Origin of the sequence: Cupriavidus sp. MP-37 (assembly GCF_020618415.1) — a bacterium.
In the GTDB taxonomy this organism is placed as follows: Bacteria; Pseudomonadota; Gammaproteobacteria; order Burkholderiales; family Burkholderiaceae; genus Cupriavidus.
This window is the reverse complement of sequence record NZ_CP085345.1, coordinates 2,208,527-2,220,425: the sequence shown is the minus strand read 5'-3', so window position 1 is coordinate 2,220,425 and position 11,899 is coordinate 2,208,527. Positions and strand designations below refer to the sequence as shown.

The following is an 11,899-nucleotide window of genomic DNA, read 5'->3' as shown; positions in this document are numbered from 1 at the left end:
GTCGTTCCCGCGTAGGCGGGAACCCAGTGACTTCAAAAGACGCTGGATTCCCGCCTGCGCGGGAATGACGGTAGTGTTTGATACCTTAACTGAACGGCATTATGCGCATCGCCCGCTTTTTTACCTGAATGAGTTATTTCCCGGCGATGGCCGGCGACCCCATACTCCGCACGGGACCAGCGCGTCCCGGGCCGGCTGCCGGACGGGGATATCCGGGATTGTTCGGACTTTCCGGATCGATCCGGCCTGCGCGAGCGCCTTCCGTCGCAGTCAATAAAAAGGAGGTGGGGTCATGTTTGTCGGTTTCGAGCCTGTTGCCGGCGCCCTGGTGCCGTTTGCCTATGACTGGCCGATGGTGGGCCTGTCGTTCCTGATCTCGGTGTGCGGCGCCTACGTCGGCCTGCGCTGGTCGCGCCGGGTGCGCCAGCCAGACGGGCGCCTCGATGTCGACCGGCTGCTGTGCGCCAGCGTGGCGCTGGGCGGCGGCGCGGTCTGGTCGATGCATTTCATCGGCATGGTGGCCTACCAGACCCCCACCCACCGCGAGTTCGGGCTGTTCACCACGCTGGCCTCGCTGCTGGTGGTGATGGTGCTGGCCGGGGCCGGCCTGGCGCTCGCCTCGCGCCCGCGCGGCAGCCGCACCGCCAACGTGGTGCAGGGCGGCGTGCTGACCGGCCTGGGCGTGGTGGCGATGCACTACACCGGCATGGCGGCGATCCGCTCCAATACCCGCTTCGACTGGGATCTCGCCATCATCGGGCTGTCGGTGGTGATCGCGGTGGTGGTGTCGGTGGTGGCGCTGTGGCTGGCGATCACGGTCAAGACCGGCGGCAAGCAGCTGGCGGCGGCGGTGGTGATGGGGGTGGCGGTCTGCGGCATGCACTACACCGGCATGTCGGCCGGCACCATGATCTGCACCAGCCCGACCTACGCGCCCAGCCTGTTTGCGATCGAGGGCGACAGCATCGGCTATGCGGTGTTCGGGCTGAGCCTGATCACGCTGCTGGTGATCCTGGTGGTGGAAGCCACGCGCACCGGCGCCGCGGCCGGAACCCCCGCCATGGCACGCAGCCGCGATCCCGCCTGACCGCGGGCGAACGCGCCGGCGACCCGCGCGCCCGTTCCCGCACATTCCTGGCGGACCAGCACCCGGCGCGCTGCATGAACGCGGCGGCCGGGTTAAGCTTGCGGTTTCACCGCCCACCAGGAGAACACGCATGTACCAGGATCTCGCCCTCTATATCGACGGGGAATTCATCAAGGGAGGCGACCGGCGCGAGCAGGAGGTCATCAACCCGGCCACGCAGGAAGTGCTTGGCCAGCTGCCGCACGCCACGCGCGCCGACCTGGACCGCGCCCTGGCCGCCGCGCAGCGCGCCTTTGAAAGCTGGAAGAAAACCTCGCCGCTGGAGCGCGGCAAGATCCTGCGCCGCGTCGGCGAGCTGGCGCGCGAGCGCGCCCGCGACATCGGCCGCAATATCACGCTGGACCAGGGCAAGCCGCTGGCCGAGGCGGTCGGCGAGATCATGGTCTGCGCCGAGCACGCCGACTGGCACGCCGAGGAATGCCGCCGCATCTACGGCCGCGTGATCCCGCCGCGCCAGCCCAACGTGCGCCAGCTGGTGGTGCGCGAGCCGATCGGCGTCTGCGCCGCGTTCACGCCGTGGAACTTCCCCTTCAACCAGGCCATCCGCAAGATCGTCGCCGCGGTGGGCGCGGGCTGCACGCTGATCCTGAAGGGACCGGAGGACTCGCCCAGCGCGGTGGTGGCGCTGGCGCAGCTGTTCCACGATGCCGGGCTGCCGCCGGGCGTGCTCAATATCGTCTGGGGCGTGCCGGCCGAGGTCTCGACCTACCTGATCGAATCGCCGATCGTGCGCAAGATCTCGTTCACCGGCTCGGTGCCGGTGGGCAAGCAGCTGGCGGCGCTGGCCGGCGCGCACATGAAGCGCGTGACCATGGAGCTGGGCGGGCATTCGCCGGTGCTGGTGTTCGACGATGCCGACATCGACCCGGCCGCCGAGATGCTGGCGCGCTTCAAGCTGCGCAATGCCGGCCAGGTGTGCGTGTCGCCGACGCGCTTCTACGTCCAGGAGAAGGCCTATGACCGCTTCCTGGCGCGCTTCACCGAGGTGATCGGCTCGATCAAGGTCGGCAACGGCCTGGAAGACGGCACCCAGATGGGCCCGCTGGCGCACGAGCGCCGCGTGCTGTCGATGGAGCAGTTCCTGGACGATGCCAGCCAGCGTGGCGGCAAGGTCGTGGCGGGCGGTTCGCGCCTCGGTGACAAGGGTTTCTTCTTCGCGCCCACGGTGGTCACTGACCTGCCGGACGACTCGCGCCTGATGACCGACGAGCCGTTCGGCCCGGTGGCGCCGGTGACGCGCTTCAAGGACACCGCCGAGGTGCTGCGCCGCGCCAACAGCCTGCCCTACGGCCTGGCGTCGTATGTGTTCACCAATTCGCTGAAGACCGCGACGGAAGTGTCCAACGGCCTCGAAGCCGGCATGGTCAACATCAACCATTTCGGCATGGCGCTGGCCGAAACCCCGTTCGGCGGCATCAAGGATTCGGGCATCGGCAGCGAAGGCGGCCAGGAGACCTTCGACGGCTACCTGGTGACCAAGTTCATCACCCAGGCCTGAGCGCCCGGGCCGGTGCAGGGCGGCGTGCCGCCGGCTCCCTCCCGGGGCCGGCGGCGCCTCCCCGTCAGCGGAAGAAGATGCCGCGCGTCAGGAACGTATGATTCGCTTCTTCCGCCATCAGCCAGACCAGCACCAGCAGGCACAGCGGCGGGATCAGGATGGCGCAGATCAGCGCCATGCGCTCCCATGCCATGTGCATGAACACCGCCACGATCAGGCCCGCCTTCAGTCCCATGAACAGCAGGATCAGGGTCCAGCGCAGGTAGCCGCTGACATGGAAGTAATCGACCATGTACGACAGCGCGGACAGCACGAACAGCAGCAGCCAGATCTTCAGGTACAGCCCGATCGGGTGCTCTTGCCCGTGATGCGCCGCGTGCCCGGCGTCAGCGCCGGTGCCGTGCGGCGGGCCATGCGGGGGCGTTGCGGGCGCCACGGGAGTTGCCGCGGGGGTTGCAGGGTTCGATGCCATGGCCACCCTCACCAGAGATAGAACAGCGCAAAGATGAACACCCACACCAGGTCGACGAAGTGCCAGTACAGGCCGGCGATCTCGACGATCTGGTAGTTGCCGGTGGCTTCGTAGCGCCCGCGCAGCACGCGCGCGGCCACCACCAGCAGGTAGATCACGCCGCATGACACGTGCAGGCCGTGGAAGCCCGTGATCATGAAGAAGGTCGAGCCGAACTGCGCCGCCCCCATCGGATTGCCCCACGGCCGCACGCCCTCGTCGACAATCAGCTTGGTCCATTCGAACGCCTGCATGCCGACGAACAGCACGCCGAACGCCGCGGTGACGAACATCAGCGTCGCGCATTCGCGGCGCGCGCGCCGGTAGGCAAAGTTCACCGCCATCGCCATGGTGCCGCTGCTCGTAATCAGCACGAAGGTCATGATGGCGATCAGCAGCAGCGGGATGTCGGCGCCGCCCACGTGCAGCGCGAACACCTCGCTCGGGTTGGGCCACGGTACCGTGGTCGACATGCGCACGGTCATGTAGCCAGTCAGGAAGCAGCTGAAGACGAAGGTGTCGGACAGCAGGAAGATCCACATCATCGCCTTGCCCCACGACACCTTGAAGGCCTGCTGGTCCGACGACCAGTCGGCCAGCATGCCGCGCACGCCGCCCACCGGTGGCGCGGCCTGCGCGGGCGCCACCGCGGGGGCGGCCGATGGTGAAGACAGTTGCGTGGACATGCCGGTCCTCCTTGCCGCCGGCGCTAGGCCGTGCCGCAGATGTAGCGCACCAGTTCGGGCGTGAGCCAGCCCAGCGCCGCCAGCAGCACCGCCCACACCGCCAGCAGGAAATGCCAGTAGCGCGCGCACAGCCGCAGGCGCAGCACCGCGGCCTCGCCGCTGCCGCGTGCCGCCATGGCAAAGCCCCAGCCGGCCAGGCCGCCCAGCACGTGCAGGCCGTGCATCGCGGTCAGCAGGTAGAAGAAGCTGCCGGCGGGATTGCCGGCCGGCGCCACCTGCATCGCGCCCAGGGCCTGCCACGCCCATAGCTGCGAAGCGACGAAAGCCGCCGCTCCCAGCCCGCCCAGGCGCAATGCGCGCCTGGCCGCGGCCATCTCGCCCCGTCCGGCCGCGCGCGCGGCCACCGCCATCGCCACGCTGCCCGCGGCCAGCAGCGCGGTCGACAGCCAGACCTGCCACGGCAGCGCGATGCGGTGCCAGTCAGGGCTGTCCATGCGCAGCGCGTAGGCGGTCAGGAACAGCGCGAACAGCGAGGTGACCACGCCCATGAACACCCACAGGCCGATGCTGGCCGGCGCGCGGCGCTGCGGGTGGCGGTTGGCGGCGTTCTCGCCGGAAGGGTTGCCGCCGAAGTCGTCGCGGCTGACCTTGTAGACGGCGTCGGCGTTCATGCTACGGCTCCACGGCTGGCGTGCGGTTCAGGCTCCGAACCGCCTTCCTCGGGTGGCGCGTTCTGCGCGATAAAGTCGTCGCGTGCGCCCGGCACGCTGTAGGCATAGGCCCAGCGGTACACCACCGGCAGGTGCGGGCCCCAGTTGCCATGCGCCGGCGGCGTCTGCGGCGTCTGCCACTCCAGCGACGCCGCGCGCCACGGGTTGCCGTCGGCCTTGCGCCCGTGCCTGAGGCTCCAGAACAGGTTGAAGACAAAGAGCAGCTGCGCGGTGGCGACGACGAACGCGGCCACCGAGATATACATGTTCATCACATGCGCCGATTCCGGGATAAAGGCGTAGTTCTCCCAGGCGTAGTAGCGCCGCGGCATGCCCAGCACGCCCAGGTAATGCATCGGGAAGAAGATGGCATAGGTGCCGACGAAGGTCACCCAGAAGTGGATGTGGCCCATCCTGTCGTCCAGCATCCGCCCCGTCACCTTGGGATACCAGTGGTAGAGCCCGCCGAACACCACCAGGATCGGCGACACGCCCATCACCATATGGAAGTGCGCCACCACGAAGTAGGTGTTCGACAGCGGGATGTCAACGCTGACGTTGCCCAGGAACAGCCCGGTCAGCCCGCCGATGATGAAGGTGCTGATGAAGGAGATGGCGAACAGCATCGGCACGGTGAAATGGATATCGCCGCGCCACAGCGTGATGACCCAGTTGTAGACCTTGATCGCGGTCGGGATCGCGATGATCAGCGTGGTGGTGGCGAAGAAGAAGCCGAAGTACGGGTTCATGCCGCTGACGAACATATGGTGCGCCCACACCACCACCGACAGCACGCCGATCGCCAGGATCGCCCAGACCATGGTGCGGTAGCCGAAGATGCTCTTGCGCGAATGCACGCTGACCAGGTCCGAGACGATGCCGAAGGCCGGCAGCGCGACGATATAGACCTCGGGATGGCCGAAGAACCAGAACAGGTGCTGGAACAGCAGCGGGCTGCCGCCCTTGTACTGCAGCTGCTGCCCCATCGACACCATCGCCGGCATGAAGAAGCTGGTGCCCATGGTCTTGTCGAGCAGCATCATCACCGCCGACACGAACAGCGCCGGAAACGCCAGCAGCGCCAGGATGGTCGCCATGAAGATGCCCCATACCGACAGCGGCATGCGCAGCAGCGTCATGCCCTCGGTGCGCGCCTGCAGCACGGTGGTGACGTAGTTCAGCCCGCCCATGGTCGCGGCGACGATAAAGATCGCCAGCGACACCAGCATCAGGATGATGCCCCAGTCATGCCCCGGCGTGCCGGGCAGGATGGCCTGCGGCGGATACAGCGTCCAGCCCGCGCCGGTGGGCCCGCCCGGCACGAAGAAGCTGGCCAGCAGCACGATCACCGACAGCAGGTAGACCCAGAAGCTGAGCATGTTGAGGAACGGGAACACCATGTCGCGCGCCCCTACCATCAGCGGGATCAGGTAGTTGCCGAAGCCGCCCAGGAACAGCGCGGTCAGCAGGTAGATCACCATGATCATGCCGTGCATGGTGACGAACTGGTAGTAGCGGTTGGCGTCGATGAACTCGAAGCGGCCCGGGAAGCCCAGCTGCATGCGCATCAGGTTGGACAGCGCCACGCCCACCAGGCCCACCACGATCGCCACGATGGTGTATTGCACGGCGATGACCTTGTGGTCCTGGCTCCAGACATAGCGCGTCCAGAAGCTCTGCGGCGCGTGATGGGCGGCGTCATCGGCGTAGGCCATGCAGGTCTCCTCACTGGCGCGGCGGCGCGGGCGCGGCCGTGGGCGGCACCGCGACGGCCGTCGAAGTGGTATAGGTGCCGGACGCGGCGCCGGCGGTGGCCGCCGGCGCTGCCGAACCCGCCGCCGCGGTCGTGGCGGCGCTGGTGGTGGCGGCCGCCCCCGCGGGCACGTCCGCGGGAGCGACCGGCGCCACCATGCCGGCCTCCGCCGCGCCGCTGCCTGCCGACTTGATATACGCGGTCAGCGCCGCGATCTCGTCGTCGCTGATCGGCACCTTCGGCATCACCGGACCGTAGCCCTTGACCAGCCGCGCATGCGGGTCGGCGATCTCCTTGTGCAGGAAGGCATCGTCCACCCTGGCGCTGCTGCCGTCGGCAAAGGTCTCGGTCTTGCCGTACAGGCCCTTCCAGGTGGGCCCCACGCCCGGATTGCCGTCGATGCTGTGGCAACCGACGCAGCCCTTGCTCTGCGCCAGCGCGCGGCCCTTCTCGATGGTGCCGGCCGCGCCCGCGGCACCGGGTGCTGCCGCGGCCATCGCAGCAGGCGGCGCCGCGGCCTTCGCCAGCGTCATGGCAAAGGTCTGCTGCTTCGCCAGCCACGCCTCGAACGCGGCCGGCTCTTCCACCACCACCGTGCCGCGCATGTTGTAATGCCCCACGCCGCACAGCTGCGCGCACAGGATGTCGAAGCGCCCCGCCTGCGTGGGCGTGAACCAGAACGACGTCACCATGCCCGGCACCATGTTCATGCGCGCGCGGAACGGCGGCACGTAGAAGTCATGCAGCACGTCCTTGGAGCGCAGCAGCACCTTGACCGGCTGGTTCAGCGGCAGGTGCACCTCCGGGCCGACGATGACGATGTTGTCCTGCCCGCGCGGATCGTCCGGATCCAGCCCGAGCGGATTGGCGCCGGTGACGAAGCGCGCGTCCGAAGCGCCCAGCTGCCCGCTCTTGCCGGGAAAGCGGAAGGCCCACGACCATTGCTGCCCGACCACTTCCATCACCATCGCCTCGCGCGGCGGCCGCACGTAGTCGGCGTAGACGAACAAACCCGGCGCCAGCAGCAGGATCACGCCCAGCGTGGTGCCGCCGATCAGCCACAGTTCCAGCTTGCTGTTCTCGGGGTGATAGGAGGCGCGGTGGCCGCTGCCGCCGTTGGGATGCGGCGCATCATGGCGGAAGCGCCAGACGATGTAGCCGACGAACAGGTTGATGCCGATAAAGAAGATGCCGGTGATGACGAGGGTAATGGTCAGCGTGTCGTCCATCTGTTTCCAGTTGGACGCCAGCGGCGTTGCCCACCACGGGCTCAGGAAATGGAAGAGCACCGAAGCGGCAACCATGACGACGAGTGCGATGGCCATCGCCATATCCACCCTCCTCCTCGCGCGCGGCGAGGGATGCGCAAGTCACGCAGGTAGAGATAAGACTAGTGCATGCCGTCAGGTCACTGCAAGGCGACACGCCGGCGCATCGGTGTCGCACTGCACAAGCGCGCGCGCAAGGAAAAAGCGGCGGCGGGAACCCGTGATCCCCGCCGCCGCTGCAGCGCTATGTGCCCGGCCGTGTACTGGCCGCGTATCGGCCGCATCCGGCCGGCTTCGGCTCAGTGCGACACGTCCTTGCTTTCCAGTTTCCAGTAGCACGCCGCCGCCGCAATGCCGAAGATCAGGTGGCCGACGAAGGTATGCCAGCCGCGCACCTCGACAAACCACGGGAACGCCCGCGTCATCACATAGAAGTTGAAGACATAGACCAACACCCCGAACACCGCGCCCGCCAGCATCGCCAGCCCCAGGCTGGAATCGAGCGTGAACGGCGCCAGGATCGCCGCCAGGATCATGCCCAGCACGGCGCCCAGCACGAAGTGGATCACCAGCGCCGCGGCCACGGTGCCGACGCTGAACAGCGAGGTCTGCAGCACCTCAGGCCCCATCACGATCGCCGCGATCATGCGCGTTGCCACCCAGGGGTTCACGCCCGACACCATCGACGACCAGAACAGTTCCAGCACCAGCAGCAACGCGCCCGCCGCCAGGCCCGACACCGCTGCCGCGGTCCAGTCCGGCAGTCGCCGCACGTAGTGGTGCGATTGCATGTGAAGTTCCATAGCCACCTCCGTCTCTCGTCGGCGGGGCATCGCACGAAAGGGGAAACACGCCCCGCGTCTCTGCTCAGAATAGGACACCTGTCCAGCGCTTCGAGGGCGGCAAGCCGAAAAAAGGCTCGGAATGCGTACGTCGCGCAACGACCCGGCCGCGGCAAGTGCACCCGCCGATACCTGCGCCGACCGGCACAAGCGCCGCATCGGGGACAATCCCGATGCGCACACCATGCATACGGCACACACTGCCTATACTGGAATCACAAAAGAGAGAGACAGGAGACCGCCATGCACTTCACCGCGCATGATCTTGTATTCCTGATTCCGATGGCGCTGGTAGGCGTGATCGCCATGGGCTCGATCCCGGTGACCGCCAAGTTCCTGCGCATCAGTTGCCGCACCATGGGGGCGCTGATCGGCGCACTGGTGGCGGTGCTGGTGCTGGAGGCATTGCCGCTGCTGATCTGACTCCCAACGGAGTCTGATCCACGCGTAGCGGGAGGGCCCGCCATGTCGATCGGCCTGATCGCCGCCATGATGGCGGCGTTGCTGTGCCTTACCGTATTCTGGGCGCTGTGGCGCTGCAGCCATCCGCAGCGGATGCGGTATCGGCGCTGCATGGCGCAGCGTCAGCGCGCGGGGCTGTGCCGGCACGCGCCGCGCAGGCACGGCTGAGCGACCAGCGCGTCCGCCAGGCGCTCCTCGATACCGGATGCGCTGCTGTTCCACCGTCAGCGGTTTTGCAAGCGGGAGAGGTCCATGCACGTCTTGCACTTGCCGACTTGCTCCCGCAAACCGGGGCGTCGTCCCCGCGAAGGCGGGGACCCAGTGGCTTTTTGTCCCCCGTGGGGGACTTTTAAGACGCTGGATTCCCGCCTTCGCGGGAATGACGGTGGCATTTGCCGGCCTGTGTTGTTGTCGTTGGCGCGCTTGACGAAGCGGGGCGGCTAGCGGCCGGTTGCCTTGCGCCAGGCCGCGAAGTCCTCGCGCGCCTGCTCGCTGGTCGGCGGGTAGAGCCCGATGATCGAGCGGCCCTTGTTCACTTCCTCGGTGACGAAGTCCTCGAACGCGGTCATCTCCACGGCCTCGGCGGCGATCTCTTCGGCCAGGTGCGCCGGGATCACGATCACGCCCTCGCCGTCGCCGACCATCACGTCGCCGGGGAAGACCGCGACATCGCCGCAGCCGATCGGCACGTTGAATTCCAGCGCCTGGTGCAGCGTCAGATTGGTCGGCGCCGAAGGCCGCTGGTGGTACGCCGGCATGGCCAGCCGGGCGATCTCGGGCGAATCGCGGAAGCCGCCGTCGGTGACGATGCCGGCGCCGCCGCGCTGCATCAGCCGCGTGACCAGGATCGAGCCGGCCGAGGCCGCGCGCGCGTCCTTGCGGCTGTCGATCACCAGCACCGCGCCCGGCGGGCATTGCTCGATCGCCTGCCGCTGCGGATGCGCGGGATCCTGGAACACGGTGATGGGGTTCAGGTCTTCACGCGCCGGGATATAGCGCAGCGTGAAGGCCTCGCCCACCATGGTGCCGCCCTCCGGGTTCAGCGGGCGTACGTCCTGGATAAACTGGTTGCGCAGGCCGCGCTTGAACAGCGCGGTGCACAGCGTGGCGGTGCTGACGGTCTTGAGCTGGTCCCGTACCGCGGGGCTGAGTCGGGTCATGGTGGTCCTTGCCGGTCTGGTGGCGTCAGTAGATGCTCGGTTCGCCGGTCGGCGCGCCGAAGTCGGTTTGCAGGAAATCGAAATCGCAGCCTTCGTTGGCCTGGCGGATATGCCGGGAGAACATCCAGCCATAGCCGCGCCCGAAGCGCGGCGGTGGCGGCGCCCACTCGGCACGGCGGCGCGCCAGCTCTTCATCGGAGACTTCCAGGTGGATGCTGCGCCGTTCGATGTCGACCGAGATCAGGTCGCCGGTGCGCACCAGGGCGAAAGGTCCGCCCACGTACGATTCTGGCGAGACATGGAGGATGCAGGCGCCGTAGCTGGTGCCGCTCATGCGCGCGTCGGACATGCGCAGCATGTCGCGCACGCCCTGCTTCACCAGCTTCTTCGGGATCGGCAGCATGCCCCACTCCGGCATGCCGGGGCCGCCCTGCGGGCCGGCGTTGCGCAGGATCAGCACATGGTCGGCGGTGACGTCGAGGTCGTCGCGCTCCACCGCTTCCTTCATCGAAGGGTAGTCGTCGAACACCAGCGCCGGGCCGGTATGCCGGAAAAACCGTTTCTCGCACGCGCTGGGCTTGATCACGCAGCCGTCCGGCGCGAGGTTGCCCTTCAGCACCGCCAGCGCGCCCTGCTGGTACAGCGCGTTCTCCGGCGTGCGGATCACGTCGTCGTTGTAGACCTCGGCGTGGGCGATGGTTTCGCCCAGCGGGCGCCCGGTAATGGTGAGCGCGTCCAGGTGCAGGCGATCGCTGATGCGCTGCATCAGCGCAGGCAGCCCGCCCGCGTAGAAGAAGTCCTCCATCAGGTATTTGTCGCCGCTGGGCCGGATATTGGCGATCACCGGCACGCGCCGGCTGGCCGCGTCGAAGTCTTCCAGCCCGATGTCATGGCCGGCGCGCCGGCCCATGGCGATGAGATGGATGATCGCGTTGGTCGAGCAGCCCATCGCCATCGCCACGGCGATCGCGTTTTCATAGGCTTGTCGGGTCTGGATGCGCTGCGGCGTCAGGTCTTCCCACACCATGTCGACGATGCGGCGGCCGGCCTCGGAGCACATGCGGATATGGTTGGCGTCGGCCGCCGGGATCGACGACGCGCCGGGCAGCGTCATGCCGATGGCTTCGGCAATGGCCGTCATCGTGCTGGCCGTGCCCATGGTCATGCAGGTGCCGTGGCTGCGCGCGATGCCGGCCTCGATGCCGGTCCACTGCGCATCGGTGATATTGCCGGCACGGCGCTCGTCCCAGTACTTCCACGCGTCCGAGCCGGAGCCCAGCACGTTGCCCTTGTAGTTGCCGCGCAGCATCGGCCCGGCGGGAACGAAGATGGCCGGCACGCCGGCACTGGTGGCGCCCATCAGCAGGCCCGGCGTGGTCTTGTCGCAGCCGCCCATCAGCACGGCGCCGTCGATCGGGTGCGAGCGGATCAGTTCTTCCGCCTCCATCGCAAGGAAATTGCGATAGAGCATGGTGGTCGGCTTGACCGAGCTTTCCGACAGCGAGATCGCCGGCAGTTCGATCGGAAAGCCGCCGGCCTGGAGGATGCCGCGCTTGACGTCGTCGACGCGCTGCTTGAAGTGGGCGTGGCAGGGATTGATGTCGGACCACGTATTGATGATGGCGATGACCGGCTTGCCCATCCACTCGCCCGGCGCGTAGCCCATCTGCATGATCCGGGACCGATGCCCCGACGAACGCAGGTCATCGGGTGCGAACCAGCGCGCGCTGCGCAGCGCGTCCGGCGTTTTCTTGCGAGCCGTCATTTGTCTCTTCCACCTTGTTGTCTTGTTCCTGGCGGCCGTGCCGCCGGGCACCTCCGAAAACACTAAAGCACTCGCATTCGCATTGGCAGGCTTGCCG

The 11,899-nt window shown here is 67.6% G+C and carries 12 protein-coding genes; 4 read left to right on the top strand and 8 right to left on the bottom strand.

Annotation, left to right across the window (positions count from 1 at the left end):
* Window positions 1-292 precede the first annotated feature (292 nt).
* Together LIN44_RS26355 and LIN44_RS26350 are read left to right on the top strand one after the other, a co-directional pair.
* On the top strand, window positions 293-1,087 hold the full coding sequence (locus LIN44_RS26355) for an MHYT domain-containing protein (RefSeq protein WP_227315182.1): 795 nt from the start codon (window positions 293-295) through the stop codon (window positions 1,085-1,087).
* Window positions 1,088-1,217: 130 nt separating this feature from the next.
* Window positions 1,218-2,645: an NAD-dependent succinate-semialdehyde dehydrogenase gene (locus LIN44_RS26350; RefSeq protein WP_227315181.1), complete on the top strand. Its 1,428-nt coding sequence runs from the start codon at window positions 1,218-1,220 to the stop codon at window positions 2,643-2,645.
* Between the two features lie 64 nt (window positions 2,646-2,709).
* Here LIN44_RS26350 and LIN44_RS26345 read toward each other — a convergent pair whose 3' ends face one another.
* From LIN44_RS26345 to LIN44_RS26320, 6 genes are all read right to left on the bottom strand, one after another.
* Window positions 2,710-3,117 (bottom strand): cytochrome C oxidase subunit IV family protein, encoded by a 408-nt coding sequence (locus LIN44_RS26345; protein ID WP_227315180.1) that lies wholly within the window; start codon window positions 3,115-3,117, stop codon window positions 2,710-2,712.
* An 8-nt stretch (window positions 3,118-3,125) separates the two neighbouring features.
* Complete coding sequence (locus LIN44_RS26340; RefSeq protein WP_227315179.1) at window positions 3,126-3,842, bottom strand: heme-copper oxidase subunit III family protein; 717 nt, start codon at window positions 3,840-3,842, stop codon at window positions 3,126-3,128.
* Window positions 3,843-3,865: 23 nt separating this feature from the next.
* Window positions 3,866-4,513 (bottom strand): bb3-type cytochrome oxidase subunit III, encoded by a 648-nt coding sequence (locus LIN44_RS26335; protein WP_227315178.1) that lies wholly within the window; start codon window positions 4,511-4,513, stop codon window positions 3,866-3,868.
* Window positions 4,510-6,267 (bottom strand): cytochrome c oxidase subunit I, encoded by a 1,758-nt coding sequence (ctaD, locus tag LIN44_RS26330; protein ID WP_227315177.1) that lies wholly within the window; start codon window positions 6,265-6,267, stop codon window positions 4,510-4,512. Before ctaD ends, LIN44_RS26335 begins: the two co-directional genes overlap by 4 nt.
* Window positions 6,268-6,277: 10 nt before the next feature.
* On the bottom strand, window positions 6,278-7,636 hold the full coding sequence (locus LIN44_RS26325; protein WP_227315176.1) for a cytochrome c oxidase subunit II: 1,359 nt from the start codon (window positions 7,634-7,636) through the stop codon (window positions 6,278-6,280).
* Between the two features lie 236 nt (window positions 7,637-7,872).
* The gene (locus LIN44_RS26320) at window positions 7,873-8,376 is read right to left on the bottom strand and encodes a hypothetical protein (protein ID WP_111516864.1); all 504 of its coding nucleotides are present in this window, start codon (window positions 8,374-8,376) and stop codon (window positions 7,873-7,875) included.
* Window positions 8,377-8,658: 282 nt separating this feature from the next.
* On the opposite strand from LIN44_RS26320, the gene LIN44_RS26315 reads away from it, so the two are divergent.
* Together LIN44_RS26315 and LIN44_RS26310 are read left to right on the top strand one after the other, a co-directional pair.
* A complete protein-coding gene (locus LIN44_RS26315; RefSeq protein ID WP_041228702.1) occupies window positions 8,659-8,838 on the top strand; it encodes a hypothetical protein in 180 nt (59 codons plus the stop codon).
* A 42-nt stretch (window positions 8,839-8,880) separates the two neighbouring features.
* The gene (locus tag LIN44_RS26310) at window positions 8,881-9,045 is read left to right on the top strand and encodes a hypothetical protein (RefSeq protein WP_227315175.1); all 165 of its coding nucleotides are present in this window, start codon (window positions 8,881-8,883) and stop codon (window positions 9,043-9,045) included.
* A 272-nt stretch (window positions 9,046-9,317) separates the two neighbouring features.
* Here LIN44_RS26310 and LIN44_RS26305 read toward each other — a convergent pair whose 3' ends face one another.
* A complete protein-coding gene (locus tag LIN44_RS26305) occupies window positions 9,318-10,037 on the bottom strand; it encodes a ribonuclease activity regulator RraA (RefSeq protein WP_227315174.1) in 720 nt (239 codons plus the stop codon).
* A gap of 25 nt (window positions 10,038-10,062) precedes the next feature.
* Complete coding sequence (araD, locus tag LIN44_RS26300) at window positions 10,063-11,802, bottom strand: L-arabinonate dehydratase (RefSeq protein WP_227315173.1); 1,740 nt, start codon at window positions 11,800-11,802, stop codon at window positions 10,063-10,065.
* Window positions 11,803-11,899 lie beyond the last annotated feature (97 nt).